General features: G+C 63.4%; 17 protein-coding genes. 12 read left to right on the plus strand and 5 right to left on the minus strand.

The features are described from left to right. Nucleotides 1-232 precede the first annotated feature (232 nt). From SFA35_RS05795 to pdxJ, 8 genes are all read left to right on the plus strand, one after another. Nucleotides 233-1,663 (plus strand): DegQ family serine endoprotease, encoded by a 1,431-nt coding sequence (locus tag SFA35_RS05795; RefSeq protein WP_320578855.1) that lies wholly within the window; start codon nt 233-235, stop codon nt 1,661-1,663. Nucleotides 1,664-1,800: 137 nt separating this feature from the next. Further along, complete coding sequence (gene lepA, locus SFA35_RS05800) at nt 1,801-3,597, plus strand: translation elongation factor 4 (protein ID WP_320576164.1); 1,797 nt, start codon at nt 1,801-1,803, stop codon at nt 3,595-3,597. 9 nt (nt 3,598-3,606) lie between these two features. Continuing rightward, on the plus strand, nt 3,607-4,461 hold the full coding sequence (lepB, locus tag SFA35_RS05805; RefSeq protein ID WP_320576166.1) for a signal peptidase I: 855 nt from the start codon (nt 3,607-3,609) through the stop codon (nt 4,459-4,461). A 70-nt stretch (nt 4,462-4,531) separates the two neighbouring features. Further along, nucleotides 4,532-4,909 (plus strand): DUF4845 domain-containing protein, encoded by a 378-nt coding sequence (locus SFA35_RS05810; RefSeq protein ID WP_320576168.1) that lies wholly within the window; start codon nt 4,532-4,534, stop codon nt 4,907-4,909. Beyond that, nucleotides 4,906-5,595, plus strand: a complete 690-nt coding sequence (gene rnc, locus SFA35_RS05815) for a ribonuclease III (RefSeq protein WP_320576171.1) — start codon at nt 4,906-4,908, stop codon at nt 5,593-5,595. Before SFA35_RS05810 ends, rnc begins: the two co-directional genes overlap by 4 nt. After that, nucleotides 5,588-6,517: a GTPase Era gene (gene era / locus SFA35_RS05820; RefSeq protein WP_320576173.1), complete on the plus strand. Its 930-nt coding sequence runs from the start codon at nt 5,588-5,590 to the stop codon at nt 6,515-6,517. The genes rnc and era overlap by 8 nt, the downstream gene beginning before the upstream one ends. After that, a complete protein-coding gene (recO, locus tag SFA35_RS05825) occupies nt 6,510-7,196 on the plus strand; it encodes a DNA repair protein RecO (protein WP_320578857.1) in 687 nt (228 codons plus the stop codon). The genes era and recO overlap by 8 nt, the downstream gene beginning before the upstream one ends. Nucleotides 7,197-7,239: 43 nt before the next feature. Further along, nucleotides 7,240-7,980, plus strand: coding sequence for a pyridoxine 5'-phosphate synthase (pdxJ, locus tag SFA35_RS05830; protein ID WP_320576175.1), 741 nt, complete (start codon nt 7,240-7,242; stop codon nt 7,978-7,980). Between the two features lie 50 nt (nt 7,981-8,030). On the opposite strand, the gene nadE is transcribed toward pdxJ, so the two are convergent. From nadE to cmoA, 3 genes are all read right to left on the minus strand, one after another. Continuing rightward, entirely contained in the window at nt 8,031-8,861 is an 831-nt protein-coding gene (gene nadE, locus SFA35_RS05835) for an ammonia-dependent NAD(+) synthetase (protein ID WP_320576178.1), read from the minus strand. Nucleotides 8,862-8,939: 78 nt separating this feature from the next. Further along, nucleotides 8,940-9,896 carry a tRNA 5-methoxyuridine(34)/uridine 5-oxyacetic acid(34) synthase CmoB gene (gene cmoB / locus SFA35_RS05840; RefSeq protein WP_320576180.1) on the minus strand — a complete coding sequence of 319 codons (957 nt, stop codon included), beginning with the start codon at nt 9,894-9,896 and terminating at the stop codon, nt 8,940-8,942. Further along, nucleotides 9,893-10,636 (minus strand): carboxy-S-adenosyl-L-methionine synthase CmoA, encoded by a 744-nt coding sequence (cmoA, locus tag SFA35_RS05845; RefSeq protein WP_320576182.1) that lies wholly within the window; start codon nt 10,634-10,636, stop codon nt 9,893-9,895. The genes cmoB and cmoA overlap by 4 nt, the downstream gene beginning before the upstream one ends. A gap of 198 nt (nt 10,637-10,834) precedes the next feature. On the opposite strand from cmoA, the gene SFA35_RS05850 reads away from it, so the two are divergent. Together SFA35_RS05850 and SFA35_RS05855 are read left to right on the plus strand one after the other, a co-directional pair. Beyond that, nucleotides 10,835-11,995, plus strand: coding sequence for an alpha-xenorhabdolysin family binary toxin subunit A (locus SFA35_RS05850; RefSeq protein ID WP_320576184.1), 1,161 nt, complete (start codon nt 10,835-10,837; stop codon nt 11,993-11,995). After that, complete coding sequence (locus tag SFA35_RS05855; protein ID WP_320576185.1) at nt 11,992-13,008, plus strand: alpha-xenorhabdolysin family binary toxin subunit B; 1,017 nt, start codon at nt 11,992-11,994, stop codon at nt 13,006-13,008. Before SFA35_RS05850 ends, SFA35_RS05855 begins: the two co-directional genes overlap by 4 nt. A 10-nt stretch (nt 13,009-13,018) precedes the next feature. Here SFA35_RS05855 and SFA35_RS05860 read toward each other — a convergent pair whose 3' ends face one another. Together SFA35_RS05860 and lon are read right to left on the minus strand one after the other, a co-directional pair. After that, complete coding sequence (locus SFA35_RS05860) at nt 13,019-13,417, minus strand: protease inhibitor I42 family protein (protein WP_320576187.1); 399 nt, start codon at nt 13,415-13,417, stop codon at nt 13,019-13,021. 29 nt (nt 13,418-13,446) lie between these two features. Then, a complete protein-coding gene (lon, locus tag SFA35_RS05865) occupies nt 13,447-15,882 on the minus strand; it encodes an endopeptidase La (RefSeq protein WP_320576189.1) in 2,436 nt (811 codons plus the stop codon). A gap of 172 nt (nt 15,883-16,054) precedes the next feature. Here lon and SFA35_RS05870 point away from each other — a divergent pair, with 172 nt between their 5' ends. Next, a complete protein-coding gene (locus SFA35_RS05870) occupies nt 16,055-16,738 on the plus strand; it encodes a methylamine utilization protein (protein ID WP_320576191.1) in 684 nt (227 codons plus the stop codon). Continuing rightward, nucleotides 16,722-19,082 carry an EAL domain-containing protein gene (locus tag SFA35_RS05875; RefSeq protein WP_320576193.1) on the plus strand — a complete coding sequence of 787 codons (2,361 nt, stop codon included), beginning with the start codon at nt 16,722-16,724 and terminating at the stop codon, nt 19,080-19,082. Before SFA35_RS05870 ends, SFA35_RS05875 begins: the two co-directional genes overlap by 17 nt. The last annotated feature ends 1 nt before the right edge of the window (nt 19,083 follow it).

Below are 19,083 nucleotides of genomic sequence, written 5' to 3' on the forward strand. Positions count from 1 at the left end.
ACAGAGTTCATGCTTGAGGGCCGAGGCCCATGGCAACATAGCTTTCAGCGGGCCGCAGCAACATGAAACAGCAACATGAAACTTGCGCGCCCATGTTGCAAATCAATCGCATTTTTTCTATAGGTCAATGCCGCCAGGTACTGGCCTTGTCCGCCTCGGGCGCCGGGTCTCAGGACGTGGCGTCAGCTGGCACTGCTCAACCATGCTCGTTATGAACGGGAGCCGTATGTCCATACCAAGTTTGAAACCCTACCTGTCTTTCTTCGCCGCGCTGCTGATGCTCGGCCAAGTCGTGACGGCCCAGGCCGAGGCGCTGCCGGACTTCACCGGGCTGGTGGAGCAGGCCTCACCGGCGGTGGTCAACATCAGCACCACGCAGAAGCTGCCCGACCGTTCCGTGGCGGGTTCGCAGATGCCCGACCTGGACGGCCTGCCGCCAGCGTTTCGCGAGTTCTTCGAGCGCAGCCTGCCGCGCAATGCGCCCAAGTCGCCGCGCGGCGGTGATCGCCAGCGCGAAGCGCAGTCGCTGGGTTCCGGTTTCATCATTTCCGACGACGGCTACGTGCTGACCAACAACCACGTGATCGCCGACGCCGACGAGATCATCGTGCGCCTGGCCGACCGTTCCGAGCTCAAGGCCAAGCTGGTCGGCACCGACCCGCGCACGGACGTGGCGGTGCTGAAAATCGACGGCAAGAACCTGCCGACGGTAAAGTTGGGTGACTCCGACAAGCTCAAGGTCGGCGAGTGGGTGCTGGCTATCGGCTCGCCATTTGGCTTCGACCATTCGGTGACCAAAGGCATTGTCAGCGCCAAGGGCCGCAGCCTGCCCAACGATTCCTATGTGCCGTTCATCCAGACCGACGTGGCCATCAACCCCGGCAACTCGGGTGGCCCGCTGTTCAACATGGCCGGTGAAGTGGTGGGCATCAACTCGCAGATCTTCACCCGTTCGGGCGGCTTCATGGGCCTCTCGTTCGCCATTCCGATCGACGTCGCCATGGACGTGGCCAACCAGCTGAAGAAAGACGGCAAGGTCAGCCGTGGCTGGCTCGGCGTGGTCATCCAGGAGGTCAACAAGGACCTGGCTGAATCCTTCGGCCTAGACAAGCCGGCCGGTGCGCTGGTCGCCCAGGTGCTGGACAACGGCCCGGCAGCCAAGGGTGGCCTGAAGGTCGGCGACGTGATCCTGAGCATGAACGGCCAGCCGATCGTCATGTCGGCGGACCTGCCGCACCTGGTCGGCGGCCTCAAGGATGGCGCCAAGGCCAACCTCGAAGTGATCCGCGACGGCAAGCGCCAGACCCTGTCGATCACCGTGGGCGCCTTGCCCGATGAGGATCAGGACGTTGCCGCCAGCCCCAAGGCAGCCGATGAGAGCAGCAGCGACCGCCTCGGTGTCTCGGTGGCCGACCTGACCGCCGAGCAGAAAAAGACCCTCGAACTGCAGGGCGGCGTGGTCATCAAGGACGTGCAGGACGGCCCTGCCGCGTTGATCGGCCTGCAACCGGGCGACGTCATCACGCACCTGAACAACCAGGCGATCGGTTCGGCCAAGGAGTTCGCCCAGATTGCCAAAGGCCTGCCGAAGAACCGTTCGGTGTCCATGCGCGTGCTGCGCCAGGGCCGGGCGAGCTTCATCACCTTCAAGCTGGCCGAGTAAGCACTGGGTGGGAGCGGGCCAAGCCCGCTCCCACAAGGTGCAACAGTGAGCCTGCACACAACCCCCGCTATTTAAGGTACAATTCCCGGCTATTTTTCGTTGGGCTTCCTGCCCGCAGCCTTTTTGAGTGTTGATCCGTGAGTGATTTGAGTCATATCCGCAATTTCTCCATCATCGCCCACATTGACCACGGCAAGTCGACGCTGGCCGACCGGTTCATCCAGATGTGCGGCGGCCTTGCCGATCGCGAGATGGAAGCTCAGGTCCTCGACTCCATGGATCTGGAGCGCGAGCGCGGCATCACCATCAAGGCTCACAGCGTCACCCTGCACTACAAGGCGCAGGACGGCAAAACCTATCAACTGAATTTCATCGATACCCCCGGCCACGTCGACTTCACCTATGAAGTCAGCCGCTCGCTGGCCGCTTGCGAGGGCGCGCTGCTGGTGGTCGACGCGGGTCAGGGTGTCGAAGCGCAATCGGTCGCCAACTGCTACACGGCCATCGAGCAGGGCCTGGAAGTCATGCCCGTGCTGAACAAGATGGACCTGCCGCAGGCCGACCCGGATCGCGTCAAGGACGAGATCGAGAAGATCATCGGCATCGACGCTACCGACGCCGTGGCCTGCAGCGCCAAGAGCGGCATGGGCGTGATCGACGTGCTCGAGCGCCTGGTGCAGACCATCCCGGCACCGACTGGCGACATCGAGGCGCCGTTGCAGGCGCTGATCATCGACTCCTGGTTCGACAACTACCTGGGCGTCGTCTCGTTGGTGCGCGTGCGCCAGGGCCGAGTGAAGAAAGGCGACAAGATCCTCGTCAAGTCCACCGGCAAGATCCACCTGGTCGACAGCGTCGGCGTGTTCACTCCCAAGCACACCGCCACCGCTGACCTCAAGGCCGGTGAAGTGGGCTTCATCATTGGCAGCATCAAGGACATTCACGGCGCGCCGGTCGGCGACACCCTGACCCTGAGCACTACGCCCGACGTCGACGTGCTGCCCGGCTTCAAGCGCATCCAGCCGCAGGTCTATGCCGGTCTGTTCCCGGTCAGCTCCGACGACTTCGAAGACTTCCGCGATGCCCTGCAGAAGTTGACCCTCAACGATTCCTCGCTGCAATACTCGCCAGAGAGCTCCGACGCGCTGGGCTTCGGCTTCCGCTGCGGGTTCCTCGGCATGCTGCACATGGAGATCATCCAGGAGCGCCTTGAGCGCGAATACGACCTGGACCTGATCACCACCGCGCCGAGCGTGATCTTCGAAGTGGTGATGAAGAACGGCGAGACCCTGTACATCGACAACCCGTCGAAGCTGCCGGACATCTCCTCGGTCGAGGATTTCCGCGAGCCGATCGTCGCTGCGACGATTCTTGTGCCTCAGGAGCACCTGGGCAACGTCATTACCCTGTGCATCGAGAAGCGCGGAGTGCAGCGCGACATGCAGTTCCTCGGCTCGCAGGTGCAGGTGCGCTACGACCTGCCGATGAACGAAGTGGTGCTGGACTTCTTCGACCGTCTGAAGTCGACCAGCCGCGGCTATGCTTCGCTGGACTACCATTTCGATCGTTATCAGTCGGCCAACCTGTCCAAGCTGGACGTGCTGATCAACGGCGACAAGGTCGACGCCCTGGCGTTGATCGTGCACCGTGACAACGCGGCCTACAAAGGCCGTGCGCTCACCGAGAAAATGAAAGAGCTGATTCCTCGGCAGATGTTCGACGTGGCCATCCAGGCTGCCATTGGCGGCCAGATCATCGCGCGAACCACGGTCAAGGCACTCAGAAAGAACGTACTGGCTAAATGCTACGGCGGCGACGTGAGCCGTAAGCGCAAGCTGCTTGAAAAGCAGAAGGCTGGTAAGAAACGCATGAAGCAGGTCGGCAACGTGGAAATTCCACAGGAAGCCTTCCTTGCCGTGCTCAGGTTGGAATAGTCAGGTCCTATGTCACTAAATTTCCCGCTGTTGCTGGTTATCGCTGTAGCCGTCTGCGGCCTGCTGGCGCTGGTCGATCTGTTGTTCCTGGCGCCTCGCCGGCGTGCTGCCATCGCCACCTATGAGGGCAGTGTCAGCCAGCCGGAAAACTCGGTGGTTGAACAGCTGAACAAGGAACCCTTGCTGGTCGAATACGGCAAGTCGTTCTTTCCGGTGCTGTTCATCGTGCTGGTGTTGCGGTCCTTCCTGGTCGAGCCGTTCCAGATTCCGTCGGGCTCGATGATGCCGACCCTGGAAGTGGGCGATTACATCCTGGTGAACAAGTTCTCGTACGGCATTCGCCTGCCGGTGATCGACAAGAAGGTCATCCCGATCGGTGATCCGCAGCGCGGCGACGTGATGGTGTTTCGCTACCCAAGCGACCCGAGCGTCAACTACATCAAACGGGTGATCGGCCTGCCGGGTGACAAGATCCGCTACACCAGCGACAAGCAGCTCTACGTCAACGATCAGCTGGTGTCCAAGCAACTGGTCGGCGCCGAGCCGGGCAGCCTGGATACCGTGCAGCTTTACCGTGAGCACCTGGGCACGGTCGAGCACATGATTCGCGAAGAGATGAGCCGCTACCGCGCGCCACCCGACAGCCAGTGGACGGTGCCGGCCGGGCACTACTTCATGATGGGTGACAACCGCGACAACTCCAACGACAGCCGCTACTGGGATGACCCCAACATTCCCAAGGACATGCTGGGGATGGTCCCCGACCAGAACATCGTCGGCAAGGCCTTCGCGGTCTGGATGAGCTGGCCGGAACCCAAGCTCAGCCACCTGCCGAGCCTTTCCCGGGTCGGCCTGATCAAGTAGCCCAAACGGCGCCATTCTCGCAAATGGCGCCGAATGCTTTTATGGCCATGGATAGCACAAGGGGTCACACATGAAGTCTGCCGTTTCGCAAAAAGGTCTGTCCCTGGTCGGCTGGCTGATTGCACTTTTCATCATCGGGTTCATTGTTTCAGCGGCCTTCAAGGTCGTGCCGCACTACCTCGATGACATGGCGATGAAGAAGATCATCACCGCAATATCCACCGACAAGGCCGACGAAGTCAGCAGTGTCGACGATTTTTACACCCATGTCGCCAGGGGCATGCAGGTCAACAATATCCGGGATCTGGATTTGAAAACTGCGTTGAGCGTCACCGAGCAGAGGGATCAATACCTCGCTCATCTACAATATGAAAAACGTGAGCCACTGGTGGGTAACATTGACCTGGTGGTGAAATTCGACCACGAATTCAGCGTGCGTAAACCGTGAGCTTCTCTTTGAATCGCCTTGAGCGCCAGCTCGGCTACACCTTCAAGGACCAGGAACTGATGGTCCTGGCCCTGACCCACCGCAGCTACGCCGGTCGCAACAACGAGCGGCTGGAGTTTCTCGGTGACGCCATCCTCAACTTCGTCGCCGGCGAGGCGCTGTTCGAGCGCTTTCCCCAGGCGCGTGAAGGCCAGCTGTCGCGCCTGCGCGCGCGCCTGGTCAAGGGCGAGACGCTGGCCCTGCTGGCCCGTGGCTTCGAGCTGGGCGAGTACCTGCGCCTGGGCTCCGGCGAGCTGAAGAGCGGTGGCTTTCGCCGTGAATCGATCCTTGCCGATGCCCTGGAAGCCTTGATCGGCGCCATATACCTGGACGCGGGCATGGAAACCGCGCGTGACCGCGTGCTGGCCTGGCTGACCAGCGAATTCGCCAGCCTGACGCTGGTGGACACCAACAAAGACCCCAAGACCCGCCTGCAGGAATACCTGCAGTCACGGGGTTGCGAGCTGCCGCGTTACGAGGTGGTGGATATCCAGGGCGAACCGCATTGCCGGACGTTTTTCGTCGAATGTGAAATCATCCTTTTGAACGAAAAAAGCCGGGGCCAGGGCGTCAGCCGACGCATCGCCGAGCAGGTCGCGGCTTCCGTCGCCCTGATTGCCCTGGGTGTGGAGAACTGCAATGACTGATACAACCCCCATCATCGAAACCGGCGACGGCGCCGTGACCCGCTGTGGCTACGTGGCCATCGTCGGGCGCCCCAACGTCGGCAAGTCGACGCTGCTCAACCACATCCTCGGCCAGAAGCTGGCGATCACCTCGCGCAAGCCGCAGACCACGCGGCACAACATGCTCGGTATCAAGACCGAGGGCGACGTGCAGGCCATCTACGTCGATACTCCGGGCATGCACAAGGGCGGCGAGAAAGCGCTCAACCGCTACATGAACAAGACTGCCTCGGCGGCCTTGAAAGATGTCGATGTAGTGATCTTCGTGGTCGACCAGACGAAGTGGACAGAAGAGGACCAGATGGTCCTCGAGCGTATCCAGTACGTCGAGGGCCCGGTGATCGTGGCCATCAACAAGACCGACCGCATCGAGGACAAGGCCGCGCTGATGCCGCACCTGACCTGGCTGCAGGAGCAGTTGCCGAAGGCCAAGATCGTGCCGATTTCCGCTCAGCAGGGACACAACCTCGAAGCGCTGGAAGGACTGATCGCCGGCCACCTGCCGGAAAACGACCACTTCTTCCCGGAAGACCAGATCACTGACCGCAGCAGCCGCTTCCTGGCCGCAGAACTGGTGCGCGAGAAGATCATGCGCCAGCTCGGTGCCGAGCTGCCCTACCAGATCACTGTAGAAATCGAAGAATTCAAGCAGCAGGGCAAGACCCTGCACATCCACGCCCTGATTCTGGTGGAGCGCGACGGCCAGAAGAAAATCATCATCGGCGACAAGGGCGAGCGCATCAAGCGCATCGGCACCGAGGCGCGCAAGGATATGGAAGTGCTGTTCGACTCCAAGGTCATGCTCAACCTCTGGGTCAAGGTCAAGGGTGGCTGGTCCGACGACGAGCGCGCCCTGCGCTCGCTGGGCTACGGCGATCTCTGAGCCGGCGGCCGCCCAGCCGGCCTACGTGCTGCACTCGCGCGCCTATCGAGAGAGCAGCGCGCTGGTCGACTATTTCACACCCCAGGGCCGCCTGCGTGCTGTGCTGCGCAGTGCTCGCGGCAAGGCGGGTACCCTGGCCAGGCCGTTCGTGCCACTGGAAGTGGAATTTCGCGGGCGCGGCGAGCTGAAGAACGTCGGGCGCATGGAAAGTGCCGGCATCGCCGCCTGGATGGTCGGGGATGCCCTGTTCAGCGGCCTGTACCTCAACGAGCTGATCATTCGCGTACTTCCCGCCGAAGACCCGCATCCCGCGCTGTTCGAGCACTACGCTGCGACCTTGCAGGCGCTGGCCGTTGGCCGACCGATCGAGCCGCTGTTGCGCTCGTTCGAATGGCGGCTGCTCGACGACCTCGGGTATGGCTTTGCCCTGGCCACTGACGTCAACGACCTGCCCGTCGTCGCCGACGGTCTCTATCGCCTGCAGGTGGACGCCGGGCTGGAGCGGGTCGAGCTGTTTCAGCCCGGGCTGCTCAAGGGCTGCGACCTGCTGGCCATGGCCGAAGCCGACTGGAGCGCCCCCGGCGCCCTGGCCGCCGCCAAACGCCTGATGCGCCAGGCACTGGCGCCGCATCTGGGCGGCAAGCCGCTGGTCAGCCGGGAATTGTTTCGCAAACCCTGAAGCCATCGTATCCTTGCACCCTTCATTACCAGGGAGCAGCCCCGTGACTACCAGCAACCGCATCCTTCTCGGCGTCAACATCGACCACGTGGCCACCTTGCGCCAGGCGCGCGGCACGCGGTACCCCGACCCGGTCAAGGCTGCGCTGGATGCCGAGGAAGCGGGCGCCGACGGCATTACCGTGCACCTGCGCGAAGACCGCCGGCACATCCAGGAGCGTGACGTGCTGGTGCTCAAGGACGTGCTGCAGACCCGCATGAACTTCGAGATGGGTGTTACCGAGCCGATGCTGGCGTTCGCCGAGCAGATCCGCCCGGCGCACATTTGCCTGGTGCCGGAAACACGCCAGGAGCTGACCACCGAAGGTGGCCTGGACGTGGCGGGCCAGGAGGAGCGCATCAAGGCGGCGGTGCAGCGCCTGGCGCGGCTGGGTTGCGAGGTGTCGCTGTTCATCGACGCCGACGAGCGCCAGATCGAAGCCTCGCGGCGCATCGGCGCGCCGGCCATTGAACTGCACACCGGCCGCTACGCCGATGCGCAGACGCCGACCGAAGTGGCCGAAGAGCTGGGCCGCATTGCCGATGGCGTGGCGTTTGGCTTGAGTCAGGGGCTGATCGTCAATGCCGGGCACGGCCTGCATTACCACAATGTGGAAGCCGTGGCGGCGATCAAGGGCATCAACGAGTTGAATATCGGCCACGCGCTGGTGGCGCACGCCCTGTTCGTCGGCTTCAAGGGCGCAGTGGCCGAGATGAAGGCGTTGATTCTGGCGGCAAGCCGCTAAAGACTCGGGGGCTGCGGGCCCCCCGAGAGGCTGCGAGGCCGGTGGTTGCGTCAGCTCGGCACAAACGGCAATTCGCGCTTGTGCCGGGTGATGTCATAGGTGCGCACGATGATCTGATAGGCCTCGTCGCGCACCGGCTCGCCGTGCAGGAAGGCATCGATCTCGGCATAGGTCACGCCATGGGACTCCTCGTCGGGCTTGCCCGGGCGAAGTTCTTCCAGGTCGGCCGTCGGCACCTTCAGCACCAGGCTTTCCGGCGCGCCCAGGTGCCGGGCAATGGCTCGCACCTGGCCCTTGACCAGGCCACTGAGTGGCGCCAGGTCGCAAGCGCCGTCACCGAACTTGGTAAAGAACCCCATCACCGCTTCGGCCGCATGGTCGGTGCCGATCACCAGGCCGTTGTTGGCGTTGGCGATGGTGTATTGCGCGACCATGCGAATGCGCGCCTTGGCGTTGCCGACCACGAAGTCGCGGCGCGCATCGGTCAGGCCTTGCAGGTGAATCACCTGCTCGCTGAGGCCGAGCACCGCACCGGCAATGTTCACGGTGTCTTCGACGTCGGCCTTGATGAAGCGCATCGAGGCCGAGGCGTCCTCTTCGTCGTGCTGGACGTTGTAGGGCAGGCGCACGGCAATGAAGGTGTAGGCGTCGTCGCCGGTCTCGTTGCGCAGTTCCTCGACCGACAGTTGCGCCAGGCGCCCCGCGGTCAGCGAGTCGACGCCACCGCTGATGCCCAGCACCAGCACCTTGAGGCCGGCGCTGCGCAGGCACTGCTTGATGAAGGCCTTGCGCTTGTCGACCTCGGCCTGCAGGGCAGCGGTGTCGGCAAAAGGCGGTACCACGGCCAGGGCGGCAGCGATTTCGCTTTGGCGGTTGCTCATCTTGGACTCCTTGAAAGGTTGGGGCGCACATGCGGACAATTGATGAAGGTATCGCACTTCCGGGCCAGCGGTTTCAAGTTATTTGCGCGCCTTGATCACCGCGCGCATCGGGGCGGGCAGGCCTTCGACGGTCTTGCTGTGGTCGTCGGGGTCGAGGAAGTCGCCCAGCGACTGGTAACGCATCCATTCGGTGCTGCGTTGCTCGGCCACGCTGGTGACGCTGACGTCGACACACTGCACGTCAGTGAAGCCAGCCCGGCGCAGCCAAAGCTCCAGCGCCGGCACGGAAGGCAGGAACCAGACGTTGCGCATCTGTGCGTAGCGGTCCTCGGGCACCAGCACCTGATGCACGTCGCCTTCGACTACCAGGGTTTCCAGGACCAGCTCGCCGCCCTTGACCAGGCAGTCCTTGAGCGCCAGCAAGTGCTCGATGGGCGAACGCCGATGATAGAACACGCCCATGGAAAACACCGTGTCAAAACCTTCAAGGTTGGCTGGCAGGTCTTCCAGGGCAAACGGCAGGTGCCAGGCCGGCAGTTGCGGCAGGTACCGCTGCACCGCCTGGAACTGGCAGAAGAACAGCCAGTTGGGGTCGATGCCGATCACGCTGTCGGCGCCGGCGCCGAGCATGCGCCATTGGTAATAGCCATTGCCGCAGCCGACATCGAGCACGCGCTTGCCGCGCAGGTCTAGGTGCGGGGAGACCCGAGACCACTTCCAGTCCGAGCGCCATTCGGTGTCGACATGGGTGCCGAACAGGTCGAACGGGCCCTTGCGCCATGGCGACAAGCCCATCAGGGCGCTACGCACCTGCGCTCGGGTGGCGTCGTCGCAGGGGCCGTCCAGGCGCAGCCCGTCGACCAGGTCGACGTCGCTTGGTGTCAGCAAGGGCAGGGCGTCCAGCGCGCCTTGCCAGCGCGCCAGGTCGCCATGCCCCTTGGCCATCTTGCTGTCCAGCTGCGCTTGCAGAGTACCGGCCCAGGCGGCCAGCGGGGTGTCAGCCAGGCGGCGGACCAGGTTGGACAGATCAATCATGGCAGGGCGATCATCGAGGCAAAGTTGAGGCATTGGAACCACGGCAGCACTTTCGAAAAGCCGGCGGCCAGCAGCCGTTCGCGGTGCTCCTGGAGGCTGTCGGGCTTCATCACGTTTTCGATGGCGCTGCGTTTCTGGGCAATCTCCAGTTCGCTGTAGCCATTGGCGCGCTTGAAGGCGATGTGCAGGTCGGTCAGCAGTTCATGTTCCTGCTGATCATTGAAACGCAGTTTTTCCGAAAGGATCAGCGCGCCGCCCGGCACCAGGGTCTGGCGTATACGCGAGAGCAACGCCAGACGCTGGTCGGGGGCAATGAACTGCAGGGTGAAGTTCAGGGCAATCACCGAGGCAGGCTGGAACGGCAATTCAAGGATATCGCCCTCGCGCACTGCTACGGGCAGCAGCTCCTGGAACATTGAATCCTGCGCATTCAGGTACTCGCGGCAGCGTTCGACCATGGCGTGGGAATTGTCCACAGCAACCACCTGGCAGCCTTCGATGCGCACGTGGCGGCGCAGGGCCTGGGTCACCGCACCCAGCGAGCTGCCCAGGTCATAGAGCAAGGTGTTGGGTTGGGCGAACTGCGCGGCGAGCACGCCGATGTTCTCGACGATGGTCGGGTAGCCCGGTACCGAGCGCTTGATCATGTCCGGGAACACCCGCACCACGTCCTCGTTGAAGGCGAAGTCGGGCACTTCAGCCAAGGGTTGGGCGAAGAGGCGGTCGGGTTGTCTGCTCACGACGAGTTCCAGGCGAGGGTGGAAAAGCTCGGCATTTTAGCGGGGTTGGCGGCTTTATGCAGCCACGTCCAGGGACGGCTTTCCGGATTCAACGTACAGCCGGTCCCTCGCTACCTTGAGCACGCAGCCGCTTGGCCGCCAACCCCGGCGTTCGTGGGACGAGCGCTGCATATGCCACCTCATCAAGGAATATGAGCCATGCAGACAGAACCCATTCTGCAACAAGCGCAGCCGGAGCAGCGACCTCCAGTCAGGGAGCCGAGCATCCTGTTCACGGCGCAGGATTTGCACGACATCGACTTGTATTATCGGACCTATCGTCGATTACCCACCGATGATCAGCAGATACTCAGCCAATTCTCCACCACGTCGAAAGTGCTCGGTGAGACTTTGCTGACGGCAATACGCAACCTCAACCAGGGGCTGGTTCGACATGCCGAGACCTGGCCGGAGCTGGAGGAGGCGTCCGAGATGCTCGGTGTGCAGCTGAACGCCTTTTCGAAGTCGTTCACCACCACGGGCCAAAAGGTATTGAAGGTGATGCAGGCCACTGAGGCCTACGGTCGCCACGGGGCCCGGCTGGCGGAGCTTCAGACGTTGCCCATCGACCTGGAGGCCGATGAGGGTCTGGCCGAGGGCGACCTGCAGGCAGTGGAATCCCTGAGTGACCTGTTCGTTTATATGAAGGAGCAGGTCGAGAGCTACTTCAAGCGTGTCGAGGGAACCTATGAGCTGGCCAAAGCCTTCCGTGGCGCACTGAAGTACGGCCTGCAGGACCTGCTCGCCTGCGTCAATGAGGCGATGGCCGACAGTGGCATCGGCGACACGCTCAAAGAATCCGAGGCCTTCGTCGACCAGCTCACGGGGGAGATCGAGGAGCAGCAGGCCACGATCGAATACTACGAGTCAGCCTTTCGCTACAGCGCCCTGTTCGGTCCCCTCGGCTTGGCGATCAGCTATCTGACCACCGGCAATCGCGCCGATGACGCACGGGCCGCGCAGAATGCGCTGATAGCCAAGCGCGAGGAGTCGCAGCGGTGGCTGCTCCAGGCCAACCCGATAAAAGGCCGCATCTCCCAGTACGCCTTGACCCTCAGCGATATGGCCCTGTGCTTGAGCCAAACCGAGACAGCGGCGGGGCACCTGTTGAAAGTATGGCGTGATATCAAAGGTCAGATCGACGAATCCCGTACGGAGGCGAGCCTGATCACCGGCCAGGTGAAGCTGTCCACGTTTGCCCTGCGCTTTGAAAACATCATGGCGCCATGGCATGAGGTGCTGCAGCAGTCGCAGGAGTTGCTGGATCAATTCGAACAATTCGAACAATCGAAAGCCGCCAACCAAGGAATGGAACCATGACATCGATCACTTTCGTCAGCCAAGCATTACCCACTCCGGATGCCAAGGCGTTCGCCAGGAGTGTCACCGGCCTGCACCAGGCGACTCGCCTGGGATTGGGCAAGACAATGCCCACCGTCCAGGCGCGCCTGGTGACCCTCGATAACCTGACCCGCCAGACTTATGAGCAATTCTACGAGCGCAGCGCCGCCACCCATGCGGCATTGCACAACCTGGCGCTGAGCAGGGTGGCCGAGTCGGTGGAGGCGCTGAGCTCGCGCACCGATCTGGCCGCAAGCGAACAAGCCGAGCAGGTAGACGAGCTGCAGGCACTGGCCCGGTCCAAGGTGGCCCGTTCACTGGATGACATCGAACGCGACGTCAAAGGGTTGGAAAGCGGCTTGCGCAGTATCCGCGCTATCGAACCGCCGGATTTGGCCACGACAATGCAACAGCTGAGCTGCGACAGCCGGTTCGAGCAGGATCGTATCGAGGCCCGGCAGATAAAGCTGGACAAGGCGTCTGCCGGGGTCACCGATATCACCGCTGCACTCGACCTCTTCAAACGCTACGAGCTGGAGGACATTTTCAAGAAGGCCCTGCCCACCGCCGAAGAGGTGGACATGGCTGTGAAAGCGGTAAAGACCAGGAAGGTCGACAAAGAGCTGGTCAAGGCCGCGATCGCCAAAGTGGAGGAGCACATCGAGCAGTTTGGCGAAGAGCGCAAGTTCACCGCCCTGGAGCAAAAGCGTGCGGCCCTGCGAGCCGAGGTGGGCGAACTCAAGCGTGAAATCGACCAGCTCACGGCCACCCGCAAAGGCTACGACGACCAGATCGAAACGATCGCCAAGCTGCCCGGCGCCTGGCAGCACCGGGACGCCTGGGATGCCGAGGTGAGCAAAATCGTCGCCATCTATTGCGGCTTTCTGGAGCTGGGTCTGGCAGAACTGAGTCAGGATCCTGAGACGTACCTGGAGATCGAACAGCAGTTCAAGCGCATGGAAAACTTCATCGCCTCATTGCCGGAAAGCTGACCGCTGGCGGCTACTGCACCGCAATCACACACTCGAACGACTTGATCGGCTTCACCTCAGGCGCCCATGGCTGCTGGTACACCAGCAGCAGGGTGCCACTTCCCGCCTGTTTCGCTTCGAAGCGCCACATCGATTGCCCGGCACCGCCGACCACGCCGGCATCCTCCGGGTTGCTGAACACTTCCGCGCCGAGGCTGCGCAGGGCCGGTTGCCCGGCGTTCTGCATCAGCCAACGGTAGCCGGTAGTGGGGTCGCTGGGTAGGGTCAGGGTCAACCGCTGCCCGACGGCGAGGCTCACCGGGCATTCACGCTGGTTGGCGAGGGTGATGTTGTCCGGCTTCGGCGCGTGGCTGTTGCAGGCCGCGAGCGTGGCCAGGCTGGCGACGGTCAGCAAACGGGCAGCGTTCATCTACGGCTTCTATCCTTGTCGGTTGACGATCAGAACAGCACCTTTGCCACGTCCGCAAAACGCTTGGCGAAGTGCACGGTCAGGCCCTGTTTGAGGTAGTCGGGCAATTCCTCGAAGTTACCACGGTTGGGCTCGGGCAGGATCAGTTCATGGATTTTCTGTCGGCGCGCCGCGATGACTTTCTCCCGCACTCCGCCAATCGGCAGCACGTGGCCGGTCAAGGTCAGCTCGCCGGTCATGGCCACGCCTTTTTTCGGCGCCTGGTCACGGGCCAGCGACAGCAGCGCGCTGGCCATGGTCACCCCGGCGCTGGGGCCGTCCTTGGGCGTGGCACCTTCGGGCACATGCATGTGCACGAACGCCTCGTCGAAGAAGGTCGGGTCGGCGCCATACTGGGCCAGGTTGGAGCTGACATAGCTGTAGGCAATTTCCGCCGACTCCTTCATCACGTCGCCCAGCTGCCCGGTCAGCTTGAAACCGCGGTTGAGCGTATGGATGCGGGTGGCCTCGATCGGCAAGGTGGCGCCGCCCATGCTGGTCCAGGCCAGCCCGGTGATCACACCCTTGCCCGACAGCACCTGTTCGCTGCGGAACACCGGCATGCCCAGCGAGGCCTCGAGGTCCTTGGTACCGATACGGATCACCGCGTTACGGTCACCCAGCAGCTTGACCACGGCCTTGCGCACCAGTTTGCCCAGCTGTTTTTCCAGCTGGCGCACGCCGGCTTCACGTGCATAGCCATCGATCACCGCGCGCAGGGCGCTGTCGCTGATGACCAGGCGCGACTTGTCGACGCCGGCCTTCTCCAGCTGCTTGGGCCACAGGTGCCGCTTGGCGATGGCCAGCTTCTCTTCGGTGATATAGCCGGACAGGCGGATCACTTCCATGCGGTCGAGCAGTGGCCCGGGGATCGAGTCCAGGGTGTTGGCGGTGCACACGAACAGCACCTTGGACAGGTCCAGGCGCAGGTCCAGGTAGTGGTCGAGGAAGTCGACGTTCTGTTCCGGGTCGAGGGTCTCCAGCAGCGCCGAGGCCGGGTCGCCCTGGTAGCTCTGGCCCATCTTGTCGATCTCGTCGAGCATGATCACCGGGTTCATCACCTCGACGTCCTTGAGCGCCTGCACCAGCTTGCCCGGCTGGGCGCCGATGTAGGTGCGCCGGTGGCCCTTGATCTCCGCCTCGTCGCGCATGCCGCCCACGCTGAAACGGTAGAACGGCCGCCCCAGGGATTCGGCGATGGACTTGCCGATGCTGGTCTTGCCGACACCGGGCGGGCCGACCAGCAGCACGATCGAACCGCTGATCTCGCCTTTGTAGGCACCGACGGCGAGGAACTCGAGGATGCGGCTCTTGATGTCGTCCAGCCCGGCATGGTGCTGGTCGAGGACCTTGCGCGCGTGCTTGAGGTCGAGCTTGTCCTTGCCGAACACACCCCATGGCAGGGCCGTGGCCCAGTCCAGGTAGTTGCGGGTGACGGCGTATTCCGGCGAGCCGGTCTCGAGGATCGACAGCTTGTTCATTTCCTCGTCGATGCGCTTCTGCGCCGCCGCCGGCAGGGTCTTGTCCTGCAGGCGCTGCTCGAACTGCTCGACGTCGGCGCTGCGATCGTCCTTGGTCAACCCCAGCTCCTGCTGGATGACCTTGAGCTGCTCCTTGAGGAAGAACTGGCGCTGGTGTTCGCCTATCTGTTTGTTGACCTCGGCCGATATCTCTTTCTGCAGGCGTGCGACTTCGACTTCCTTGCGCAGCATCGGCAGGACTTTTTCCATGCGCTTGAGCATCGGCACGCAGTCGAGCACCGCCTGCAGCTCGGTGCCGGTGGCAGAGGTCAGGGCGGCGGCAAAGTCGGTCAGCGGCGACGGATCATTGGGGCTGAAGCGGTTCAGGTAATTCTTCAGTTCTTCGCTGTACAACGGGTTGAGCGGCAGCAGCTCCTTGATCGCGTTGATCAACGCCATGCCGTAGGCCTTGACCTCGTCGGTCGGCTCGGTGGGCTGATGCGGGTACTCCACTTCCACCAGGTAGGGCGGGCGGTGGTGCTTGAGCCAGGTGCGGATGCGCACCCGCGACAGGCCCTGGGCGACGAACTGCAGCTTGCCGTTCTCGCGGCTGGCGTGGTGGATCTTCACCAGGGTGCCGTACAGCGGCAGGTTGGAGGTGTCGAAATGGCGGGTGTCTTCCGGTGGCGTCTCCATGAAGAACAGCGCCAGCGAGTGATGCGGGGTCTTGGCCACCAGGTCGAGGGTCTCGGCCCACGGTTCTTCGTTGACGATGACCGGCAACACCTGCGCCGGGAAGAACGGCCTGTTGTGAATGGGGATGATGTAGACCTTGTCGGGCAGGTTCTGGCCGGGCAGGGCCAGCTCAGTGCTGGAGTGGGTCGAGTGTTCTATGTGGTCGCTGTCCAGATCGTCGTGACTGTCCAGGTGGTCGTGATGGTCCTGTTGATCTTGCTGGTCGCTCATGGGGCACCTGCGCAATGGGTCATGCAGCTTAGATGGGGCGATGGCGCGTCGGTTTCAATGGGCAGGTTCCAATGGGCCGCTTCAGGTTTGCCCGGGGTGGTCGATAACCTTGACATGAGCACCTGCGGGGCAGCGGGTGTGTGACTTTCATCTGCCTTGTGTGGTGTCTGGCATGATCAGTTTTGCAACACGAATTCTTGCGGGCGCGGCTTGCCTGGCCTGCAGCAGCTGGCTCAGTGCCGCTTCCCTGCAGGGCCAGGTGGTCGACCAGCAGGGCAAGCCCCTGGCCGGCGCCGTGGTCAGCCTGCATGGCGCCCCCCAGGCCGCCGTTGCGGGCGCCAAGGCGACCATGGACCAGCGCAACCAGGAGTTCGTGCCCCATGTGCTGGCCGTGCGTACCGGCACATCGATCAGCTTCCCCAACAGCGACAACATTCGCCATCAGGTCTATTCGTTCTCCGCGCCCAAGCGCTTCGAGCTGCGCCTGTACGAAGGCACGCCCACCGACCCACTGCTGTTCGACAAGCCCGGCGTGGTGGTGCTCGGCTGCAATATCCATGACTGGATGCTGGGTTACGTCTACGTCACCGACGACCCCTGGTTCGCGGTCACCGATGCCAAGGGCCAGCTCAACCTGGCCCAGTTGCCCGCCGGCCACTACAGCGTGACCCTCTGGCACCCGCAAAGCGCCGACCAGCTCAACCAGAGCGGCGGCGAGCTGGACATCGGCGCGGCCGGCGTTCACCACGACTTCTCCATGACCGTACAGCCCCCGGCTGCCGATGCCGCCAGCGCCCCCGCGCCCAGCGCGTTCGGCGATGCATTCGGCAATGCCCTCCATGAACCTCAAAAGTAGCTTTCAGGCGCGCATCGCCGGGGTGCTGATCCTGCTGTTGCTGGTGGTGGTCGGCGCGTTGACCATTGCTGTCAAGGTGGCCACCAACGAAGCGGTGCGCAGCCAGGCCGGCGAGCAGCTGCAACTCGGCTCGCGGCTGTTCGAGCGGTTGCTGGACACCCGTGGCCGGCGCCTGCGCGACGGCGTGCAATTGCTGGCGGCCGACTTCGGCTTCCGCGACGCGGTGGCCAGCGGCGACTCGGCGACCATTCGCTCGGCGCTGCTCAACCACGGCGCACGGATCAACGCCAGCGACATGTTCCTGCTCGGCCTGGACGGCCAGGTGCTGGCCAGCACCGTGGACGCCGTGGTGCCGAACACGCTCTTTCCGTTCGACCAGGCCATGCGCGACGCCCGGCGCATCGGCCAGTCGATGGTCATCGTGCCGCTGCAAGGCCAGCCGCACCTGCTGGTGGAAACCTCGGTGCTGGCGCCGCTGCCGATCGCCCGGGTCGTGGTCGGCTTTGCCATGGACAGCGCCTTCGCCCAGGAACTGCACCAGCTGAGCAACCTGGAGGTGTCTTTCCTCGCCGTCGACAAAGGCGCCGCCGGCCAGCTGATCACCACCCAACCGACGCAGATGATCGACAACCTCGCGCAGTGGATTCAGAGCAACGTCGGCCAAGGCCGGCGGGTGCTGGCCAGCGAGGAACATCAACAGAACTTTCTCAACCAGATTTTGCTGCTGTCCGGCACCCCGGACCCTGCCAGCAGCAAGGTCATCGCCCTGCTGCAAAGCCCGCTGGACGCAGCCATGGGCGCCTTTGCGCCGCTGGACCACAACATCCTGTTCATCGCCCTGGGGGCCTTGCTGGCCTCGTTGGTGGGCGCGCTGATGCTGGCGCGCAGCGTGTCGCAACCGGTGCAGGCGCTGGCGTTCGCCGCCGACCGCATCCGCCAGGGCGACTATCAGACGCAGCTGCCGGTGCAGCGCAGCGACGAGCTCGGCCTGCTGGCCAATGCCATCAACAGCATGCAGCAGGGCATTGCCGAACGCGAAGTACGCCTGGCACACAACGCCCTGCACGACGCCCTGACCGGCCTGCCCAACCGGGCCCTGGCCATGGAGCGCCTGGGCAGCGCGATTTCTTCGGACCGCCCGGTGGCGCTGCTGTACCTGGGCGTGGACAACCTGCGCGCCCTGAGCGAAAACGGCGGCCCGGCCTTCATCGACCGCCTGCTGCAGCAGATCGGTGAGAACCTGCTGGAATTCATCCGCCCGGGCGACACCGTGGCGCACCTGATCACCGACGAATTCCTGGTCCTGCTGGAAAACGTCGACGGCGCCAACGCCGTGGCCATGGCCGACAGCCTGCAACAGGTGCTGTTGCAGCCGCACCGCTTCGGTGGCCAGGACGTCAGCATCGATTGCCGGATCGGCATCGCCGCCTACCCGGCCGATGGCATCACTGCCGAGGAGCTGCTGGGCCGTGCCGCGATCGCCATGAAAGACGCTGTCGACATGCCAGGGCGCCTGCAGGTCTACCAGCATGGCCGCGACCTCGCGCACCAGCGGCAGATCCGCCTGATCCGTGACCTGCGCCGCGCCGCCACCAACGGCGAGCTGATGCTGCACTACCAGCCCAAGCTGGACATCCGCGCCCAGCGCGTGGTCCAGGCCGAAGCCCTGCTGCGCTGGCAGCATCCGCATTTCGGCATGGTCTCGCCCGGCGAGTTCATCGAGTTGGCCGAACGCACCGGCAGCATCCAGATTCTCACCCGCTGGGTGATCGAGGAGGGCATTCGCCAGCTGTCCGAATGGAACGGCCGCGGCCTGCGCATCCAGCTGTCGCTGAACATCTCCGCCGAAGACCTCACCGGCAGCGACCTGCTGGAGCGGGTCAACCGGCTGCTAACCCTGTACCAGGTGCCGGCCGAACAGCTGATATTCGAGATCACCGAAAGCGCCATCATGCGCGAGCCCCAAGCCGCCCTGCGCGTGCTCAATGCCCTGCGCAACTGCGGTATCAGCCTTTCGGTAGACGATTTCGGCACCGGCTACTCCTCGCTGGCGCACCTCAAGCGCCTGCCGGTGCAGGAATTGAAGATCGACCAGTCGTTCGTCCGCGATCTCGACGAAACCAGCGAAGACGCGGTAATCGTGCGCTCGACCATCGAGATGAGCCACAACCTGGGGCTCAAGGTGGTCGCCGAAGGCGTCGAGTACGAGCGCAGCCTGCGCCTGCTCGAGCGCTGGCAGTGCGACACCGCCCAGGGCTACCTGATCAGCCGGCCGCTGGCGCCGGCGGCGTTCGAGGCCTGGGTCAAACAACCTTTGGCCGCCCCTTCCATTCTGGTGCACTGAC

The sequence above is a fragment of the Pseudomonas sp. HR96 genome (assembly GCF_034059295.1).
Taxonomy (GTDB): domain Bacteria; phylum Pseudomonadota; class Gammaproteobacteria; order Pseudomonadales; family Pseudomonadaceae; genus Aquipseudomonas.